The sequence below is a fragment of the Klebsiella sp. 10-1 genome, assembly GCF_009758445.1.
GTDB classification, from domain to species: domain Bacteria; phylum Pseudomonadota; class Gammaproteobacteria; order Enterobacterales; family Enterobacteriaceae; genus Klebsiella; species Klebsiella scottii.
In genome coordinates this window covers 238,646-258,622 of record NZ_WQRE01000007.1, presented here as the reverse complement: position 1 = coordinate 258,622, position 19,977 = coordinate 238,646, and the positions used below count along the sequence as shown (strand labels likewise).

General features: G+C 57.0%; 19 protein-coding genes. 13 read left to right on the top strand and 6 right to left on the bottom strand.

The genetic code is table 11. The features are described 5' to 3' along the window. Positions 1–406: 406 nt before the first annotated feature. The 4 genes from deoC (at position 407) to deoD (ending at position 4,718) form a co-directional block, all read left to right on the top strand. Entirely contained in the window at positions 407–1,186 is a 780-nt protein-coding gene (deoC, locus tag GO007_RS22845) for a deoxyribose-phosphate aldolase (protein WP_095104113.1), read from the top strand. A gap of 156 nt (positions 1,187–1,342) precedes the next feature. Beyond that, on the top strand, positions 1,343–2,665 hold the full coding sequence (gene deoA / locus GO007_RS22840) for a thymidine phosphorylase (RefSeq protein ID WP_095103935.1): 1,323 nt from the start codon (positions 1,343–1,345) through the stop codon (positions 2,663–2,665). A 52-nt stretch (positions 2,666–2,717) separates the two neighbouring features. Next, entirely contained in the window at positions 2,718–3,941 is a 1,224-nt protein-coding gene (gene deoB / locus GO007_RS22835; RefSeq protein ID WP_095103933.1) for a phosphopentomutase, read from the top strand. Between the two features lie 57 nt (positions 3,942–3,998). Further along, positions 3,999–4,718 (top strand): purine-nucleoside phosphorylase, encoded by a 720-nt coding sequence (deoD, locus tag GO007_RS22830; protein WP_041143950.1) that lies wholly within the window; start codon positions 3,999–4,001, stop codon positions 4,716–4,718. A gap of 85 nt (positions 4,719–4,803) precedes the next feature. Here the strand turns inward: deoD and lplA are convergent, their stop codons facing one another. Next, the gene (gene lplA / locus GO007_RS22825; protein WP_095103931.1) at positions 4,804–5,820 is read right to left on the bottom strand and encodes a lipoate--protein ligase LplA; all 1,017 of its coding nucleotides are present in this window, start codon (positions 5,818–5,820) and stop codon (positions 4,804–4,806) included. Then, the gene (locus GO007_RS22820) at positions 5,820–6,467 is read right to left on the bottom strand and encodes a YtjB family periplasmic protein (protein WP_095103929.1); all 648 of its coding nucleotides are present in this window, start codon (positions 6,465–6,467) and stop codon (positions 5,820–5,822) included. The genes lplA and GO007_RS22820 overlap by 1 nt, the downstream gene beginning before the upstream one ends. 103 nt (positions 6,468–6,570) lie before the next feature. On the opposite strand from GO007_RS22820, the gene serB reads away from it, so the two are divergent. From serB to nadR, 3 genes are all read left to right on the top strand, one after another. Then, positions 6,571–7,542 (top strand): phosphoserine phosphatase, encoded by a 972-nt coding sequence (serB, locus tag GO007_RS22815; protein ID WP_095103927.1) that lies wholly within the window; start codon positions 6,571–6,573, stop codon positions 7,540–7,542. 9 nt (positions 7,543–7,551) lie between these two features. Continuing rightward, on the top strand, positions 7,552–8,934 hold the full coding sequence (gene radA, locus GO007_RS22810) for a DNA repair protein RadA (RefSeq protein WP_095103925.1): 1,383 nt from the start codon (positions 7,552–7,554) through the stop codon (positions 8,932–8,934). 115 nt (positions 8,935–9,049) lie between these two features. After that, entirely contained in the window at positions 9,050–10,282 is a 1,233-nt protein-coding gene (nadR, locus tag GO007_RS22805; RefSeq protein WP_095103923.1) for a multifunctional transcriptional regulator/nicotinamide-nucleotide adenylyltransferase/ribosylnicotinamide kinase NadR, read from the top strand. A gap of 66 nt (positions 10,283–10,348) precedes the next feature. Here nadR and ettA read toward each other — a convergent pair whose 3' ends face one another. Continuing rightward, positions 10,349–12,016, bottom strand: a complete 1,668-nt coding sequence (ettA, locus tag GO007_RS22800; protein ID WP_041143956.1) for an energy-dependent translational throttle protein EttA — start codon at positions 12,014–12,016, stop codon at positions 10,349–10,351. Positions 12,017–12,285: 269 nt separating this feature from the next. Here ettA and sltY point away from each other — a divergent pair, with 269 nt between their 5' ends. Both sltY and trpR read left to right on the top strand, forming a co-directional pair. After that, positions 12,286–14,223, top strand: a complete 1,938-nt coding sequence (sltY, locus tag GO007_RS22795; RefSeq protein ID WP_095103921.1) for a murein transglycosylase — start codon at positions 12,286–12,288, stop codon at positions 14,221–14,223. 145 nt (positions 14,224–14,368) lie between these two features. After that, positions 14,369–14,701, top strand: a complete 333-nt coding sequence (trpR, locus tag GO007_RS22790; RefSeq protein ID WP_095103919.1) for a trp operon repressor — start codon at positions 14,369–14,371, stop codon at positions 14,699–14,701. Here the strand turns inward: trpR and yjjX are convergent. Continuing rightward, positions 14,688–15,203 carry an inosine/xanthosine triphosphatase gene (gene yjjX / locus GO007_RS22785; protein ID WP_095103917.1) on the bottom strand — a complete coding sequence of 172 codons (516 nt, stop codon included), beginning with the start codon at positions 15,201–15,203 and terminating at the stop codon, positions 14,688–14,690. The genes trpR and yjjX overlap by 14 nt on opposite strands. Positions 15,204–15,316: 113 nt before the next feature. On the opposite strand from yjjX, the gene gpmB reads away from it, so the two are divergent. Next, positions 15,317–15,964: a 2,3-diphosphoglycerate-dependent phosphoglycerate mutase GpmB gene (gene gpmB / locus GO007_RS22780; RefSeq protein WP_095103915.1), complete on the top strand. Its 648-nt coding sequence runs from the start codon at positions 15,317–15,319 to the stop codon at positions 15,962–15,964. Here the strand turns inward: gpmB and robA are convergent. Then, a complete protein-coding gene (gene robA, locus GO007_RS22775) occupies positions 15,961–16,830 on the bottom strand; it encodes an MDR efflux pump AcrAB transcriptional activator RobA (protein ID WP_095103913.1) in 870 nt (289 codons plus the stop codon). The two genes, gpmB and robA, sit on opposite strands and share 4 nt — an antisense overlap. Before the next feature lie 208 nt (positions 16,831–17,038). Here robA and creA point away from each other — a divergent pair, with 208 nt between their 5' ends. Further along, on the top strand, positions 17,039–17,512 hold the full coding sequence (creA, locus tag GO007_RS22770; RefSeq protein ID WP_095103911.1) for a protein CreA: 474 nt from the start codon (positions 17,039–17,041) through the stop codon (positions 17,510–17,512). A gap of 283 nt (positions 17,513–17,795) precedes the next feature. Here creA and arcA read toward each other — a convergent pair whose 3' ends face one another. Next, positions 17,796–18,512: a two-component system response regulator ArcA gene (gene arcA, locus GO007_RS22765; protein ID WP_002887843.1), complete on the bottom strand. Its 717-nt coding sequence runs from the start codon at positions 18,510–18,512 to the stop codon at positions 17,796–17,798. A gap of 95 nt (positions 18,513–18,607) precedes the next feature. On the opposite strand from arcA, the gene yjjY reads away from it, so the two are divergent. Together yjjY and GO007_RS22755 are read left to right on the top strand one after the other, a co-directional pair. Beyond that, complete coding sequence (gene yjjY / locus GO007_RS22760; RefSeq protein ID WP_049268126.1) at positions 18,608–18,748, top strand: YjjY family protein; 141 nt, start codon at positions 18,608–18,610, stop codon at positions 18,746–18,748. A 397-nt stretch (positions 18,749–19,145) separates the two neighbouring features. Then, positions 19,146–19,832, top strand: coding sequence for a tRNA/rRNA methyltransferase (locus GO007_RS22755; protein WP_095103909.1), 687 nt, complete (start codon positions 19,146–19,148; stop codon positions 19,830–19,832). Positions 19,833–19,977 lie beyond the last annotated feature (145 nt).

Here is a 19,977-nt window from a genome sequence, read left to right as displayed (position 1 = left end):
CCGCCGCCGCCGTGGCAAAACGTACGCTACCGCCCCTTTTTTGTGAAAATTCCATCATTCCCTAACGTTAAATAAAGTATCTATTTTTCAATGGATAACTATAAATTCACCTTTCTTGAGCACAATATGTGCGCGCTGCGGTCGAGTTATTCAGCGCTGATATGTTATAATAATAACATTATCGCACGATGAGGAATTCTGATTATGCTTAAAGAAAACTTGTCGCTGAGATGGTGAGTACTGGCATTTTTATGTGATTTACATCTCATTATGGTTATGCAAGTTAGTAATTAGTTTTCATTAACTGTGATGGATGTCGAAGTGTAGCGGCGAGGTGATGTTACAATAGTAACAGACTCGCAAGGTGACAAACTATTCAACCGGCAATAAGCCGTCGGAGTATGAAATGACTGATTTATCTGCAAGCAGCCTGCGCGCATTGAAACTGATGGACCTGACCACCCTGAATGACGACGACACCAATGAGAAGGTGATTGCGCTGTGTCATCAGGCAAAAACGCCGGTAGGTAACACGGCCGCTATCTGCATCTACCCTCGCTTTATTCCGATTGCTCGTAAAACCTTGAAAGAGCAAGGCACTCCGGATATCCATATCGCCACGGTGACCAACTTCCCGCACGGTAATGACGATATCGATATCGCCCTGGCGGAAACCCGCGCCGCGATCGCCTACGGCGCCGATGAAGTTGACGTGGTATTCCCGTACCGGGCGCTGATTGCCGGCAATGAGCAGGTTGGATTCGACCTGGTTAAAGCCTGCAAAGAGGCCTGTGCGGCGGCTAACGTTCTGCTCAAAGTGATCATCGAAACCGGCGAGCTGAAAGAAGAAGCGCTGATCCGCAAAGCCTCCGAAATCGCGATCAAAGCGGGCGCGGATTTCATCAAAACCTCGACGGGGAAAGTGCCGGTAAACGCCACGCCTGAAAGCGCGCGCATCATGCTGGAAGTTATCCGCGATATGGGCGTACAGGAAACCGTAGGCTTTAAGCCAGCGGGCGGCGTACGCAGCGCGGAAGACGCACAGCAGTTCCTGGCGATTGCCGATAAGCTGTTCGGCGCACAGTGGGCTGACTCGCGTCACTACCGTTTTGGCGCGTCAAGCCTGCTGGCTAGCCTGCTGAAAGCGCTGGGTCACGGCGACGGTAAGAGCGCCAGCAGCTACTAAGACGTAACGGTGACATAACCGTATCCCGGACGAGGCGCGGCAGCGCCGACGCCGGGAGATCCCCGGCGCCGCGAGGTGCGGCCGGGCTTCAGGATTTTAGCACGGGCGCAGATAACGCCGCCCGTCGTGTTTGACCTTATTCCTCAGGGGGTTACCTTGTTTCTCGCACAAGAAATTATTCGTAAAAAACGTGATGGTCACGCGCTGAGCGATGATGAAATTCGCTTTTTCATCAACGGTATTCGCGATAATACCGTTTCCGAAGGGCAGATAGCCGCGCTGGCGATGACCATTTTTTTCCACGATATGACTATGCCAGAACGCGTTTCGCTGACGATGGCGATGCGGGATTCAGGAACCGTACTGAACTGGAAAAGCCTCAATCTTAACGGGCCGATCGTGGATAAGCACTCCACCGGCGGCGTGGGCGACGTCACGTCGCTGATGCTTGGCCCGATGGTCGCCGCATGCGGCGGCTATGTGCCGATGATCTCCGGTCGTGGACTGGGGCATACCGGCGGAACGCTCGACAAGCTGGAAGCGATCCCAGGCTTCGATATTTTCCCGGATGACGGCCGTTTCCGCGACATCATTAAGGATGTCGGCGTGGCTATCATCGGACAGACCAGCTCGCTGGCGCCTGCCGACAAGCGCTTCTACGCCACCCGCGATATTACCGCTACGGTGGACTCGATTCCGCTGATCACCGCCTCTATTCTGGCGAAAAAGCTGGCTGAAGGCCTGGATGCGCTGGTGATGGACGTGAAAGTCGGCAGCGGCGCCTTTATGCCTACCTACGAGCTCTCTGCGGCGCTGGCCGAAGCGATCGTTGGTGTCTCCAACGGCGCGGGCGTGCGTACCACCGCGCTGCTGACCGATATGAATCAGGTGCTGGCTTCCAGCGCCGGTAACGCCGTGGAGGTCCGCGAAGCGGTGCAGTTCCTGACCGGCGAATACCGCAATCCGCGTCTGTTTGACGTGACGATGGCGCTGTGCGTCGAAATGCTGATTTCCGGCAAGCTGGCCCAGGACGACGCCGACGCGCGGGCGAAGCTGCAGGCGGTGCTGGATAACGGTAAAGCGGCCGAGGTCTTTGGCCGAATGGTAGCTGCGCAGAAAGGCCCGAACGATTTCGTTGAAAACTATGATAAATATCTGCCGACCGCGATGTTGAGCAAAGCGGTCTACGCTGATGGCGAAGGCTTTGTCGCTGAAATGGACACCCGGGCGCTGGGTATGGCGGTGGTGTCGATGGGCGGCGGCCGTCGCCAGGCATCCGACCCGATTGACTATAGCGTCGGCTTTACCGATATGGCTCGCCTGGGCGATAGCGTTGACGGGCAGCGGCCGCTGGCGGTGATTCATGCGAAAGATGAATCCAGCTGGCAGGACGCCGCCAAAGCCGTGAAAGCGGCAATTAAACTGGACGATACCGCACCGAAAGAAACGCCGACGGTCTATCGTCGCATTACTGAATAGCTGTATACTGATCTGATCGCTTTTTTGCAGCGCAAAAGGTACGGAGAATAATATGAAACGTGCATTTATTATGGTGCTGGACTCCTTCGGCATCGGTGCGACTGAAGATGCTGCTCGCTTTGGCGACGTTGGCGCAGACACCCTCGGACACATTGCGCAAGCGTGCGCAAACGGGGAAGCCGACACCGGCCGCAAAGGCCCGCTGAATTTGCCAAACCTGACCCGTCTCGGTCTGGTAAAAGCGCATGAAGGTTCTACGGGTTCCATCGCGGCAGGAATGGATGGAAATGCGGAAGTTGTCGGCGCCTATGCGTGGGCGCACGAACTCTCTTCCGGTAAAGATACGCCGTCAGGCCACTGGGAAATCGCCGGCGTGCCGGTGCTGTTCGACTGGGGCTACTTCCCGGAACACGAGAACAGCTTCCCGCAGGAGCTGCTGGACAAGCTGGTTAAACGCGCAAACCTGCCGGGCTACCTCGGCAACTGCCACTCTTCCGGTACCGTCATTCTGGATCAGCTCGGCGAAGAGCATATGAAAACCGGCAAGCCGATTTTCTATACCTCCGCTGACTCGGTGTTCCAGATTGCCTGTCATGAAGAAACCTATGGTCTCGATAAGCTGTATGAGCTGTGCGAAATCGCGCGCGAAGAGCTGACTGAAGGCGGTTACAACATCGGCCGCGTGATTGCGCGTCCGTTTATCGGCGACAAGGCGGGTAGCTTCCAGCGCACCGGTAACCGTCATGACCTCGCCGTTGAGCCGCCTGCCGCCACCGTGTTGCAGAAGCTGGTGGATGAGAAAGACGGCCACGTGGTGTCGGTGGGTAAAATCGCCGACATCTATGCGAACTGCGGGATCACTAAAAAAGTGAAGGCGACCGGCCTGGACGCGCTGTTTGACGCGACCATCAAAGAGATGAAAGAAGCGGGCGACAAGACAATCGTCTTCACCAACTTCGTCGATTTCGACTCTTCATGGGGCCACCGTCGCGATATCGCCGGCTACGCCGCGGGTCTGGAGCTGTTCGACCGCCGTCTGCCTGAACTGATGGCGCTGGTCGGGGAAGATGACATTCTGATCCTGACCGCCGACCACGGCTGTGACCCAAGCTGGCAGGGCACCGACCATACCCGGGAACATATTCCGGTACTGGTTTACGGTCCGAAGGTTAAACCAGGTTCGCTTGGCCACCGCGAAACCTTCGCGGATATCGGCCAAACGCTGGCGAGCTACTTCGGCACTTCCGCGATGGACTACGGCAAAGCTATGTTCTGATGGATTTGGGCGGGAACTTCCCGCCCTTCATGCATTTAAATATAAAAGGATAAAATGATGGCAACTCCACATATTAACGCCGAGATGGGTGATTTCGCTGATGTTGTTCTGATGCCGGGCGACCCGCTGCGCGCGAAGCACATTGCGGAAACCTTCCTTGAAGATGTGCGTGAAGTTAACAACGTGCGCGGCATGCTGGGCTTCACCGGGACCTACAAAGGCCGCAAAATCTCCGTTATGGGCCACGGTATGGGTATCCCATCCTGCTCCATCTATACCAAAGAGCTGATCACCGATTTCGGCGTGAAGAAAATCATTCGCGTCGGTTCCTGCGGCGCGGTACGCGCTGACGTGAAGCTGCGTGACGTGGTTATCGGTATGGGCGCCTGCACCGATTCCAAAGTGAACCGTCTGCGTTTTAAAGACCATGACTTTGCCGCTATTGCTGACTTCGGCATGGTGCGCAACGCCGTTGATGCCGCGAAAGCGCTGGGCGTTGACGCGCGCGTCGGTAACATCTTCTCCGCCGATCTGTTCTATACGCCGGACCCGTCCATGTTTGACGTGATGGAAAAATACGGCATTCTGGGCGTGGAAATGGAAGCGGCCGGTATCTACGGCGTGGCGGCGGAGTTCGGTGCAAAAGCGCTGACCATCTGTACCGTGTCCGATCATATCCGTACGCACGAGCAGACCACCGCTGCCGAGCGTCAGACCACCTTCAACGATATGATCAAAATCGCGCTGGAATCCGTTCTGCTGGGCGATCAAGAGTAAGATGAGCGGCTCTCCCCCGATGCGGGGAGGGCCGCAGTTTCCGGCTAAGGCACGAACGCCGCGGCCGGATGCCAACCTCCGGCCATTAGCGCACCGCACCCGCTATCCATGCGGACAGCTCACCTAGCTCCTGTTCCTGCTCGGGGAAATCGACCCGTAACGCCTCGCACGCCTGCTGCAGCGCCTCGGCGCGATACGCACAGCCCTGCAGCCGCGCGGCCAGCGCTTCCAGCGGCGCCGGGTTCAGGCTGTCGGTAAACACCTGCGTGCGGGTGATATGCCCCTTCTCGACGTCAAAATGCAGCTCGACGCCTCCCCAGCGAAAGCGCTCATCCAGCAGGTGAGAGAAGGCCGGCGCCTGGCCAAAATTCCACTCCCAGCTGCTCTGGCGAGCGAAGGTTTCGGCAAAGTTCGGCAGATCGGGGGTTTTATCCGGCGAAATGACTTCGGCTTCCACGCGCTCGCCGTAATGTTTGAAAAAAGCCTCTTCAATGGCGGCGCAAACCTGACGGTGCGTAATGCCAGGCAGCAGCTCCACCAGATTGGCAACCCGGCCGCGTACCGAGGTTATCCCCTTGGCCTGCAGCTTTTTTTGGTCCGGATTGAGGTAGTTGGCGAGACGGCTTAAATCGGCGTTCAGCAGCAGCGTGCCGTGATGAAAGCCGCGATCCATCGTTTCACGGTAGGCGGAGCCGGAGACCTTGCGATCGCCTTCGGCGGTTTTCACCACCAGATCGTTGCGCCCGGAGGCTTCCGCCGCGACGCCCAGCGCGTTAAGCGCCTCGAGGACGATACGCGTGGAGACGGTTTTATCGTACTCGGGCTTGCCCGCCATAAAGGTAAAGCAGGTGTTGCCCAGATCGTGAAAAACGGCGCCGCCGCCGCTGCTGCGGCGGGCCAGACGCACGTTGTCCTCCTCCATCCGGCGGGTGTTGCACTCTTTCCACGGGTTTTGCGCCCGGCCAATAACCACCGTATCGGCGTTGCGCCACAGGAACAGCACTCTCTGGGTTGCCGGCATCTGGCGGAAAATAGACTCCTCAACCGCGAGGTTGAACCACGGATCGTAGGAGTCGGAGAGCAGCAGGCGTAGCGTCGGCATCAGGGGGTTCCTTTTTTATCTTCTTCTTCATCTTCCACCGGCTTATTGGCGGTAAGCAGGAATGGCGACTGCTGCCAGCGGGTGCGTTTACCCTGCAGCAGGGTGCGGGTCAGCACGACGCCAATAGCCAGCGACAGCAGCAGCATCAGGCGGAGAATATTGGTGGTATTATCCACCTGTTTTGCCTCGGTCGCTAACGTATGGGTATCCAGCGTCAGGCGCAGGTAGCCGAGCGGACCGTTTTTCCCCTGGATAGGTTCGACGATTTGCTGATTAAAGTAGCCGCCGGCCTTTTTACCGTCGAGGGCGAGCCTGTCGCGGACGTTGACGCCTTCGCCGGAGCGCGCCACCAGGTCGCCCTGGTCGTCATAGACGCCGGCATCCAGGATGCGGCTGCGTTGCGTAAGCTGCTCCAGCAGCTGACTGATGCGCTTCTCATCGGGCGTTTCGCTGCGCATCATCGGCGCAAGATTTAGCGAAACCTGCTGGGCAAGCGTGCGTGCCAGTTCTTCCAGCTGCGGGTTACGCTGTTTTTGGCTGTTCTGGCTGAACCACGAGGCTCCCTGCATCAGGGCGACGAGAAGCGCCAGACAGATCAGAACGATGACGGCGCGATGCAGTCGGAATTTCAGTTTTGCGCGTACCATATTCCACCTTTAATATTTGCAGCTTAATGTTGCCAGAAGCGCTGGTTACAAGGTAGCCTCATGCGTTATTTTCCTCGCCTGAATGAAGAAATCTGGAGCCGTAATGCCAAACAGTTTGACCTGGTGCGATCTGCCCGAAGATGTTTCCCTGTGGCCTGGATTACCGCTTTCGCTGAGCGGTGATGAGGTCATGCCGCTGGATTATCATGCCGGACGCAGCGGCTGGCTGCTCTACGGCCGGGGCCTTGATAAGCGCCGTTTAACGGACTGGCAGCGTGAGCTGGGCGCGGCGCTGGTTATCGTCGCCTCCTGGGTCGTTGAAGACTATCAGGTTATTCGTCTGGCCGGCTCTCTGACCCTGCGCGCGACCCGACTGGCGCACGAAGCCGGGCTGGACGTCGCGCCGCTGGGTAAGATCCCGCACCTGCGCTCGCCGGGGCTGCTGGTGATGGATATGGACTCCACCGCCATTCAGATTGAGTGTATCGATGAAATTGCGAAGCTCGCGGGAACCGGCGAGCTGGTATCGGAAGTGACCGAACGCGCGATGCGCGGTGAGCTGGACTTTACCGCCAGCCTGCGCCAGCGGGTGGCGACGCTGAAAGATGCCGATGCCAATATTTTGCTGCAGGTGCGTGAAGCGCTGCCGCTGATGCCGGGGCTGACTCAGCTGGTGCTGAAGCTGGAAGCGCTGGGCTGGAAGGTGGCTATCGCCTCCGGCGGCTTCACGTTCTTTGCGGAATACCTGCGCGACAAGCTGCATCTTGACGCCGTGTTCGCTAATGAGCTGGAAATCATGGACGGCAGGCTAACCGGCAACGTGATTGGTGATATCGTCGATGCTAAATACAAAGCCGCGACGCTGCGCAAGCTGGCGGAAAAATATGAAATTCCGCCGGCGCAAACCGTGGCGATCGGCGACGGCGCCAACGATCTGCCGATGATCAAGGCCGCGGGCCTCGGTATCGCCTATCATGCGAAACCGAAAGTGAACGAGCTGGCGGAAGTAACGATCCGCCACGCTGACCTGATGGGGGTATTCTGTATTCTCTCGGGCAGCATGAACCAAAAGTAAGAGGTTAACGTGGCGAAAGCTCCAAAACGCGCATTTGTCTGTAATGAATGTGGTGCGGATTACCCCCGCTGGCAGGGGCAGTGCAGCGCCTGCCATGCCTGGAATACCATCACCGAGGTGCGTATTGCCGCTTCGCCGCAGGTGGCGAGAAACGAACGCCTGACGGGCTATGCCGGTAATGCCGGCGTGTCGAAGGTGCAAAAGCTGTCGGAGATCAGCCTTGAGGCGCTGCCGCGCTTTTCCACCGGCTTTAAAGAGTTTGACCGCGTGCTTGGCGGCGGCGTGGTGCCGGGGAGCGCGATTCTGATTGGCGGCAGCCCGGGTGCGGGGAAATCGACGCTGCTGCTCCAGACGCTGTGCCGGCTGGCGGAAGGAATGAAAACGCTGTACGTCACCGGGGAAGAGTCGCTGCAGCAGGTGGCGATGCGCGCGCATCGTCTGGGGCTGCCAACGGCCAATCTCAACATGCTCTCCGAAACCAGCATTGAGCAAATTTGCCAGATCGCCGACGAAGAAAAGCCGCAGCTGATGGTTATCGACTCCATCCAGGTGATGCATATGGCCGACGTCCAGTCCTCGCCGGGCAGCGTGGCCCAGGTGCGTGAGACCGCCGCTTACCTGACGCGGTTTGCGAAAACCCGCGACGTGGCGATTGTTATGGTGGGTCACGTCACCAAAGACGGCTCGCTGGCCGGGCCGAAGGTGCTCGAACACTGTATTGACTGCTCGGTACTGCTGGATGGCGACGCCGATTCCCGCTTTCGCACCCTGCGCAGCCATAAAAACCGCTTCGGTGCGGTGAATGAGCTGGGGGTCTTCGCGATGACCGAGCAGGGGCTGCGCGAAATCAGCAACCCTTCGGCTATTTTCCTCAGCCGCGGCGATGAGGTCACTTCCGGTAGTTCGGTGATGGTGGTCTGGGAAGGCACCCGTCCGCTGCTGGTGGAGATTCAGGCGCTGGTCGATCACTCGATGATGTCCAACCCGCGCCGGGTGGCCGTGGGGCTGGAGCAGAACCGGCTGGCGATACTGCTGGCGGTGCTGCACCGTCACGGCGGCCTGCAGATGTCCGACCAGGACGTCTTCGTCAACGTCGTTGGCGGGGTGAAGGTGGCGGAAACCAGCGCGGACCTCGCGCTGCTGCTGGCGATGGTGTCGAGCCTGCGGGATCGTCCGCTGCCGCACGATCTGGTGGTGTTTGGCGAAGTGGGCCTGTCCGGCGAGATCCGCCCGGTGCCCAGCGGCCAGGAGCGCATCTCCGAGGCGGCCAAGCACGGGTTCCGCCGCGCCATCGTCCCGGCCGCCAACGTGCCGAAAAAAGTACCGGAAGGGATGCAAATCTTTGGCGTGAAAAAGCTTGCGGATGCGCTAAGCGTTTTTGACGACTTATAATTAAATATCCGTCGTCTTTCCGGCGGCAGGTGTGTTGGCGGCGTTCGCTTGCCGCCTTCCTGCCACCAGAAACCCACAGGATATTTTTTCAGTATTGCTAAAGCAGGAGGCTCTTGTGTCATCGTTCGACTATCTCAAAACCGCGATTAAGCAAAAAGGCTGCACGCTGCAGCAGGTGGCTGAAGCCAGCGGGATGACCAAAGGCTATCTGAGCCAGTTGCTGAATGCGAAAATTAAAAGCCCGAGCGCGCAGAAGCTGGAAGCTCTGCACCGCTTTCTCGGCCTTGAGTTCCCGCGTCGGCAGAAAAGCGTCGGCGTGGTGTTTGGTAAGTTTTACCCGCTGCATACCGGCCATATCTATTTGATCCAGCGCGCCTGCAGTCAGGTAGACGAGCTGCATATCATCATGGGCTATGACGATACCCGCGACCGCCAGCTGTTTGAAGAGAGCGCCATGTCGCAGCAGCCGACGGTGCCCGACCGTCTGCGCTGGCTGCTGCAAACGTTCAAGTATCAGAAAAACATCCGCATTCACGCCTTTAATGAAGAGGGGATGGAGCCTTATCCGCACGGCTGGGACGTCTGGAGCCGAGGGATCCGCGCCTTTATGGACGAGAAGGGCATTCAGCCAAACTGGATCTATTCCTCAGAAGAGTCCGACGCGCCGCAGTATCTGGAGCAGCTGGGGATCGAAACGGTACTGATCGATCCTAAGCGAACCTTTATGAACATCAGCGGCGGGCAGATTCGTGAAAACCCGTTCCGCTACTGGGAATATATCCCCACCGAAGTGAAGCCGTTCTTCGTGCGCACGGTGGCGATCCTCGGCGGCGAATCGAGCGGTAAATCGACGCTGGTCAATAAGCTGGCCAACATCTTCAATACCACCAGCGCCTGGGAGTACGGTCGGGACTACGTCTTCTCGCATCTGGGCGGCGACGAGATGGCGCTGCAGTATTCTGACTATGATAAAATTGCGCTCGGACACGCTCAGTACATTGATTTCGCTGTGAAATATGCCAATAAAGTGGCGTTCATCGATACCGATTTCGTCAGTACCCAGGCATTTTGTCTGAAGTATGAAGGCCGCGAGCATCCCTTCGTCCAGGCGCTGATCGACGAGTACCGTTTCGACCTGGTTATCCTGCTGGAGAACAATACGCCGTGGGTGGCCGACGGTTTACGCAGTCTGGGAAGCTCGGTGGATCGTACGGAGTTCCAGACCCTGCTGGTGTCGTTGCTTAAAGAGAACGAAATAAACTTCGTGCACGTGAAAGAGGCGGACTACGATACGCGCTTTCTGCGCTGCGTCGAGCTGGTGAAACAGCTGATGGGCGAGCCGGGCTAACGACCGCGATGGCGTGGGATAGAAAAACGGGTGGCCTGGCCACCCGTTTTTTATTACCTGTTCTTATTACTTGGCGATACGTTTGTACTTGATGCGCTTCGGTTCCAGCGCATCGGCGCCGAGGGTGCGCTTCTTGTACTCTTCGTATTCGGTAAAGTTACCTTCGAAGAACTCCACCTTACCTTCATCCTGGTAGTCCAGAATGTGGGTCGCTACGCGGTCAAGGAACCAGCGGTCGTGCGAGATAACCATCGCGCAGCCCGGGAACTCCAGCAGGGCGTTTTCTAACGCGCGCAGGGTTTCGATATCCAGGTCGTTGGTTGGTTCATCGAGCAGCAGAACGTTACCGCCAACCTGCAGCAGTTTCGCCAGGTGCAGACGACCGCGCTCACCGCCGGACAGCTCGCCGACGCGTTTGCCCTGATCGACACCTTTGAAGTTAAAGCGGCCAACGTAGGCGCGGCTCGGCATCTCGGTGTTGCCGATCTTCATGATATCCAGCCCGCCGGAAACCTCTTCCCAAACGGTTTTGCTGTTATCCATAGCGTCACGGAACTGATCGACGGAGGCCAGCTTAACGGTATCACCCAGGGTGATAGAACCGGCATCAGGCTGTTCCTGACCCGACATCATGCGGAACAGGGTGGATTTACCCGCGCCGTTTGGCCCGATGATCCCGACGATGGCTCCTTTCGGTACCGAGAAGTTCAGGTCGTCAATCAGCAGGCGATCGCCGTAGGATTTACGCAGGTTGGTGACTTCAACGACTTTATCCCCCAGACGTGCTCCAGGCGGAATAAACAGTTCGTTAGTTTCGTTACGTTTCTGGTATTCAACGCTGTTAAGCTCTTCGAAGCGCGCCAGACGGGCTTTGCCCTTAGACTGACGGCCTTTCGCGCCCTGGCGGACCCACTCCAGCTCTTTCTCAATGGACTTGCGGCGCGCCGCTTCCTGAGAGGCTTCCTGGGCCAGGCGCTGATCTTTCTGCTCCAGCCAGGAGGAGTAGTTGCCTTCCCACGGAATGCCTTCACCGCGGTCGAGCTCGAGGATCCAGCCGGCAACGTTATCAAGGAAGTAACGGTCGTGGGTAATGGCCACAACGGTTCCTTCGAAGTCGTGCAGGAAGCGTTCCAGCCAGGCCACGGATTCGGCATCCAGGTGGTTGGTCGGTTCGTCGAGCAGCAGCATGTCCGGCTTTTCCAGCAGCAGGCGGCACAGAGCCACGCGGCGGCGTTCACCACCGGACAGGTTAGCGATTTTGGCATCCCAGTCCGGCAGGCGCAGGGCGTCGGCCGCACGCTCGAGCTGCACGTTCAGGTTGTGGCCGTCGTGCGCCTGGATAATCTCCTCAAACTTGCCCTGCTGGGCGGCGAGTTTATCGAAGTCGGCATCCGGCTCAGCGTACTTAGCGTACACCTCATCGAGGCCTTTCAGCGCGTTAACCACTTCGGCAACCGCTTCTTCCACGGACTCGCGAACGGTCTGCTCCGGGTTAAGCTTCGGCTCCTGCGGCAGGTAGCCAATCTTAAGGCCCGGCTGCGGGCGGGCTTCGCCTTCGATATCGGTATCGATACCGGCCATAATGCGCAGCAGGGTGGACTTACCGGCGCCGTTCAGGCCGAGAACGCCGATCTTCGCCCCAGGGAAGAAGCTCAGGGAGATATTTTTCAAAATATGACGTTTCGGCGGAACCACTTTGCCGACACGATGCATGGTATAAACGAATTGAGCCACGTTGGACTTCGCCTCTTTTATATACTCTTCACCCTTCAGGCTGCCTCAGCCGGAATGATTTTGAGTAGGGTAGTGAATAGTTTTCAAAGGCGAAGTGTAGCCTTTTTCGCGCTTTAATCCCAGAGAGGCGATGGGATTCACAGAAGAGTAAAAAAATGTTCAGGACGTGGCGCGTTTGGCGTTGTCTGGTTAGCATATCTAAAGCGATACCGGAATATTTTAAAAGCGGCACGATGCTGCTCTGATGGACTTAAATAGGGGAATAGCTTGTGGAAAAGGCCAAAACTACGGCGTGGCGCCTTCTGGCTGCCGGCGTAAGTCTGCTGACGCTTAGCCAGCTGGCGCATGCGGATTCACTGGATGAACAGCGCAGCCGCTATGCCCAAATTAAGCAGGCGTGGGACGGCCGGCAGATGTCGGTCGTCGATGAGCTGATGCCCACGCTGTCGACCTATCCGTTATACCCGTACCTCCAGTACCGGCAGATAACCGATGATCTGATGAACCAGCCGGCGCTGGTGGTGAAAAATTTTATTGAGGCTAACCCCACGCTTCCGCCCGCCCGCTCCCTGAAATCGCGCTTCGTCAATGAACTGGCCCGTCGCAGCGACTGGCAAGGGCTGCTGGCGTTTAGCCCCGACAAGCCGACCAGCACCGAAGCGCAGTGTAATTATTACTATGCGAAGCTGAGCGTGGGTCAGGCGCAGGAGGCCTGGGACGGCGCAAAAACGCTGTGGCTCACCGGTAAAAGTCAGCCCAACGCGTGCGATGCGCTGTTTAGCGCCTGGCGCGCTTCCGGCCAGCAGGACCCGCTGGCCTGGCTCGAACGCATCCGTCTGGCGATGAAGGCGGGCAACACCAGCCTGGTGCGATCGCTGGCGCAGCAGATGCCGCCTGAGTATCAGACCATCTCTTCCGCGATTGTGGCGCTGGCCAACGATCCGAATACCGTGATGAATTTTGCCCGCACCACCGGGGCTACCGATTTCACCCGTCAGATGGCGGCGGTGGCCTTTGAGAGCGTGGCGCGTCAGGACGTCGAAAACGCCCGGCTGATGATCCCGTCGTTGGTCCAGGCACAGCAGCTCAATGACGATCAAACCCAGGCGCTGCGGGATATCGTGGCCTGGCGCCTGATGGGCACCGACGTTACCGACGAGCAGGCGGTCTGGCGTGATGACGCAATTATGCGTTCTCAGTCCACGCCGCTGGTGGAGCGACGCGTGCGCATGGCGCTGGGAACCGGCGATCGCCACGGCCTGAACACCTGGCTGGCGCGCCTGCCGATGGAGGCCAAAGAGAAAGACGAGTGGCGCTACTGGCAGGCGGATTTGCTGCTGGAGCGCGGGCGTGATGATGAAGCGAAAGCCATCCTCCGTTCGCTGATGCAGCAGCGCGGTTTCTACCCGATGATTGCCGCCCAGCGGCTGGGCGAAGAGTTCACCTTCCGGATCGATAAGGCGCCCGCAACCCTCGATTCGGCGCTGACCTCGGGGCCGGAAATGGCCAGGGTACGCGAGCTGATGTACTGGAATATGGACAACACCGCGCGCAGCGAGTGGGCCAACCTGGTGACCAGCCGGACCAAAGATCAGCAGGCCCAGCTGGCGCGCTATGCCTTCAACCAGCACTGGTGGGATCTTAGCGTCCAGGCGACGATCGCCGGGAAGCTGTGGGATCAGCTGGAAGAGCGCTTCCCGTTGGCCTACAACGATCTTTTCTCCCGCTATATCAGCGGCAAGGATATTACGCAAAGCTACGCCATGGCGATTGCCCGTCAGGAGAGCGCCTGGAACCCGAAGGTCCGCTCGCCGGTTGGCGCCAGCGGCCTGATGCAGATTATGCCGGGCACCGCCACCCATACGGTTGGGATGTTTAATATTGCCGGCTACGGCGGCCCATCGCAGCTGCTGGATCCGGAAACCAATATCAATATTGGCACCAGCTATCTGCAGTACGTTTATCAGCAGTTCGGCAATAACCGTATTTACGCTTCCGCCGCCTATAACGCCGGGCCTGGACGGGTGCGCACCTGGCGGAGCAATAGCGCCGGGCGGATCGACGCGGTGGCGTTTATCGAGAGCATCCCGTTCTCGGAAACGCGCGGCTACGTGAAGAACGTGCTCTCCTATGACGCTTACTATCGCTACTTCATGGGAGAGAAAGCGGGAATGCTCAGCGATGCGGAGTGGCAGCAGCGTTACTAACGCGAGCGGTCTGCGGGCGACATAGCATTTTGCTATGCCGCCCGAAATCCATAGAGTATTGACCGGAGTATGCTATGCTTTGTACTCGTTAATGAGTACAAACGATCGGCGGCTCGGGCCGCCGGCCTTAACATGGCGGCGCAACATGACCCAACAATCCCCTTATTCAGCGGCGGTGGCCGAACAACGTCATCAGGAGTGGCTTCGCTTCGTGGCCTTACTTCAGCAGGCGTACGCCGACGATCTGCACCTGCCGCTGCTGCAGCTGATGCTGACGCCCGACGAGCGCGAAGCGCTGGGCACCCGCGTGCGGATTATTGAAGAGCTTTTGCGCGGGGAGATGAGCCAGCGCGAGCTGAAAAGCGAGCTCGGCGCCGGGATTGCCACCATCACCCGCGGCTCTAACAGCCTGAAATCTGCGCCCGCCGAGCTGCGACAGTGGCTGGAACAGGCGCTGCTGAACGTTAACGATAAATAGCGTTATGAAACGGACTAAGCGCCAGCACTACCGCCTGATGATAAACGCTGCTGCGCGTAAGTTTACCGGCGGTAAAGATGCCGATAGCCCCCTCCTTGCGGCCAATTTCATCGATGCCGGTATGCTGTGACATCACCGGCCCTAAGGCTGCGCCGGCGCGGACCTGTTCGAGGATCGCCGCCGGCAGCGGCAGAGTGGCCGATCGCGCTTCACCGCGCTGCAGGCTATTTTCGATGACGACCCAGCTAAACGTACTGCCGTCATCGATTCCAGCCTCGATGGCGACCCAGAAATCGGCATCCGGGCGCGCAGCCCGCGCATTCGTGACCCGATTTCGTGCGCCAGCGCGCGTTTCGTCGTTACCAAACGGCTGTTCCGGCACGCCGCTCTCGACGGAGACGGACTCAATGTGGCAGGATCCTTCGCCGAAGATCTCGTTAAAAGCCTGCAGAATTGCCTGAATTTTGGCGGGATTAGTGGTAGCTGAGACAACATGGTGCATAATCAAACAACTCAGAATAAATTAACGTCATCGCAGTATACTCCAAATCGTTTTCGCTGCAGGGCACCGGCCCGGTAGCCGAAATTGTGAAGAGCACAGAACGGATAAAAAGCATGTTACAGGTACACCTTGTTCGCCACGGTGAAACGCAGTGGAACGCCGAGCGACGTATTCAGGGCCAGTCCGACAGTCCGCTAACCGCCCACGGTGAGCGTCAGGCCTGGCAGGTTGGCGAACGCGCCAGAACGCTGGACATTACGCATATTATTGCCAGCGATTTAGGGCGTACGCGCCGAACGGCAGAAATTATCGCGGAAGCCTGCGGCTGTAGCGTCATCCTTGATTCACGCCTGCGCGAGCTGGATATGGGGGTTCTTGAGAAACGCCATATCGATTCGCTGAGCGCGGAGGAGGAGGACTGGCGTCGTCAGCTGGTTAACGGCACCCCGGACGGGCGTATTCCGCAAGGCGAGTCGATGGAGGAGCTTAGCCAGCGTATGCACGCGGCCCTGGCATCCTGCCTGGAGCTGCCTGAAGGGAGCCGTCCGCTGCTGGTGAGTCACGGCATGGCGTTGGGCTGTCTGGTCAGCACGATTCTTGGCCTGCCTGCGCACGCCGAGCGGCGGCTGCGCCTGCGTAACTGTTCAATTTCGCGCGTTGATTATCAGCAAAGCCCGTGGCTGGCTTCAGGCTGGGTGGTTGAAACCGCGGGGGATATTTCGCATCTTGATGCCCCCGCGATGGATGAGCTGCAGCGCTAGCGGCGGATTGGGATCAGGTACTCGCAGCGTAGCTGAATCGGCGTATCCTGATCCCGGCTTTCATCCTCAGGGAAGAAGCGTTCGATATCCAGGCCCTTGCGGCGGGTGAGGTTCAGCATCGGCATGCAGGTGCCGTAAACCGTCAGGATAAACTCCTGCAGCCCGGTCCCTAATCCTTCATAGGTGAACATCACATATTCACCGCCTTCCAGGGCGATTGGATGCGAATTATGCAGGTGACCGTTGGCCATCTCCGGCGTCACGGCGGTGGTATAGAAGACCTCCTGCTCGTCATCTTTCTCAAGACTTGGACGCGGTTCATGCAGGCCGTAGAGCGTGGGCGGAATCGACGGCGAGTTGCCGAGGAAGTCTCGCCAGAACTGCACGCGCATCTGGTTACGGAAGTCAGAGATCTCCTCCAGCTTACAGGTATAGCTCTGGGTCACGCCAATCAGCGGCGTATTGCTCAGGGTGATAAACTCATGCTGCGGCATGGTGAATTCGCCCAGACGCAGCGGAGGACGCATACCGTAAGCGCTCCAGTCAGGGGAGCGGCGGTAGAGCGCAGGCGTCACAGAGAACTGTTTTTTAAACGCTCGGGTAAACGTCTGCTGGGAGTCGAAGCGGTACTGTAACGCGATGTCGAGGATCGGACGCGCGGTCAGGCGCAGCGCCACCGCCGATTTTGATAAACGGCGCGCGCGGATATAGGCACCTATAGCATGGCCGGTCACGTCTTTGAACATTCTTTGCAAATGCCACTTGGAATAACCGGCCTTCGCAGCCACATTGTCCAATGACAGCGGCTGATCCAGGTGACCTTCCAGCCAGCTAAGGAGATCGCGAATAATCCCTGCTTGATCCATAAAATGTCCTCATCCTTAAACTTAGGTGCCTGCTACTAAGGTAGCGGATAATAGCATTTTTTGATGTTTTAGCATTCAGTGTTTTTTTTGCCTTTAAATGCGATGTGTCAGCGAACACTCCTGCTATTTTTGTAAAGCTGTGATCTATAAACCTTTTCCATTGAGCCAATAATCATCGCTCGGGGAAAATCTAAAAAATGGTAACAATATGAAATACAAGAAGTTAATGATCGGACTGCTTTTACTGGCCGGCTGCCAGGCGGCTCAGGCGGAACAGATTGGTTCGGTGGATACCGTCTTCAAATTCTTTGGCCCGGACCATAAGATCGTCGTTGAAGCCTTCGACGATCCGGACGTGCAGAACGTCACCTGCTATATCAGCCGGGCGAAAACCGGCGGCATTAAGGGCGGTCTGGGGCTTGCTGAAGACACCTCTGACGCGGCGATCTCCTGCCAGCAGGTCGGGCCGATTGAACTGACCGATAAAATCAAAAACGGCAAGTCTCAGGGCGAAGTCGTGTTCCAGAAACGCACCTCGCTGGTGTTTAAAAAACTGCAGGTTGTCCGTTTTTACGATAGCAAGCGCAATGCCCTGATCTACATGAGCTATTCGGATAAGGTCGTCGACGGATCGCCGAAGAATGCGCTCAGCGCCGTGCCGATCATGCCGTGGAATAAATAGCAGGGAAGGCACTGGCTACATGGCGCCGTTAGCCTTCGCGATGAATCAACACGCTGCTGCACTAGCCTGGACGCGTATTTCGCTGATGGAAGATGCAGCATTGCTGCTGGCGTGAAGTGCGTTGATGCTCCTGGCCCGCCGCCTTGACCGGTAGGCGCTATCGTCTCAGAAGCCGAAAAAAGCGGAGCAACCGGACGGTGAGAGTGACGATAATCTCAGGATCTGGAAATAAAAAAACGGCGCCTTGAGCGCCGTTTTACGTTATTGCTGCGGGAATACTTAATTATTCCTGCAGATCGCCACAGAAGCGGTAACCTTCACCGTGAATGGTAGCGATGATTTCCGGCGTATCCGGAGTAGATTCAAAGTGCTTACGAATGCGACGGATGGTCACGTCTACGGTACGGTCGTGCGGCTTAAGCTCACGGCCGGTCATTTTCTTCAGCAGTTCAGCACGCGACTGGATTTTGCCCGGGTTTTCGCAGAAGTGCAGCATTGCGCGGAATTCACTGCGCGGCAGCTTGTACTGCTCACCGTTCGGGCTAACCAGAGAACGGCTGTTGATATCCAGTTCCCAGCCGTTGAACTTGTAGCTTTCTACGCTGCGACGTTCTTCGCTTACGGTACCCAGATTCATGGTACGGGAGAGCAGGTTGCGCGCGCGAATAGTCAGTTCACGTGGGTTGAATGGCTTGGTGATATAGTCATCTGCGCCAATTTCGAGGCCCAAAATCTTATCAACTTCATTATCGCGGCCGGTAAGGAACATCAGCGCGACGTCCGCCTGTTCGCGCAGTTCACGCGCCAGCAGGAGACCATTTTTACCCGGCAGGTTAATATCCATGATTACCAGGTTGATATCATTTTCAGACAGGATCTGATGCATTTCCGCGCCATCGGTCGCTTCGAACACATCATAACCTTCTGCTTCGAAAATACTTTTTAACGTGTTGCGTGTTACCAACTCGTCTTCAACGATAAGAATGTGCGGGGTCTGCATGTTTGCTACCTAAATTGCCAACTAAATCGAAACAGGAAGTACCAAAGTCCCTGACCTGCCTGGTACATGTCGCAAATTAACATGTCCGGCGTAACATGACTAAAGTACGTAATTGCGTTCTTGATGCACTTTCCATCAACGTCAACAACATCATTAGCTTGGTCGTGGGTACTTTCCCTCTGGACCCGACGGTGTCAAAAACGGCTGTCATCCTAACCATTTTAACAGCAATATAACAGGCTAAGAGAGGCTGAACACCCAATAAAACTACGCTTCGTTGACATATATCAAGTTCAATTGTAGCACGTTAACAGTCTTGTGAAATCATCGTATTGAAATGCTATTTATAGTTACAAATCTTACACAGCTCAAATGGTTGCGTGGAGAAACTGATAAATATGCTGAATCCAATGCCTGAAACGGTATCCGACGCGAAATATCATTGGCAAACATATGGATAAAAGCGTTCTGTTAACATACCTCGTGTCGCGGTTGGTTGGAAATAGTTTAGTTTTTTTTATGGGTGATCGAACGCAATTTTAGTGATATTTGTTGCAAATTTGTAAATTTTCGCCGCGTAAAATGAAGGGTAGCTTTCATTTTCGCCCCCTGAGAGAGTAGAAGAGAAGCACAATGCGCGTATCTATTGTATTAGTATCCCCGGCTCGGGCAGAGAACGTTGGCGCGGCCGCGCGAGCGATGAAAACGATGGGTTTTAGCGATATGCGGATCGTTGAAAGCGATGCCCATTTGCAGCCTGCGGCGCGCTGGGTCGCCCATGGTTCAGGAGATATTCTCGATAATATAAGCACTTATTCAACGCTGGAGCAGGCGCTGCACGATGTCGATTTTACGGTCGCCACCACGGCCCGCAGCCGGGCGCGCTTCCATTACTACGCCACCCCGCAGCAGCTCCTGCCGCTGATGGAGGAAAAGGCGCAGTGGATGAACCACGCGGCGCTGGTGTTTGGCCGGGAAGATTCCGGCTTGACCAACGAGGAGCTGGCCCTTGCCGACGTTTTGACCGGCGTGCCGATGGTCGCCGACTACCCGTCGCTCAATCTCGGCCAGTCGGTGATGGTCTACTGCTATCAGCTGACCTCCCTGGTTCAGCAGGCGTCCGCCGTTTGCGCGAGCGTCGATGAAAACCAGCTGCAGGCGCTGCGATTGCGGACCCTGGATCTGTTGACCCGACTTGGCGTTGCAGAAGACGTAAAACTCACCGATTGGCTACAGCAGCGGATTGGACTTTTGCAGCAGCGTGATACGGCGATGCTCCATCGTTTGCTGCACGATATTGAAAAAAACCTTCCGGAGTAAAGTTCTGTCATAAGTTTTAGGTATGGTTTTTTCTGCTGATTGAAGGCGCGAGACTGTGCGAACAGGGATGAATGACCGGTGCATTTTGGCGCATTGTCCAGGTGCGTCAAAACCGGCGAAAAGCAGAAATTCATTGACTTAAGCC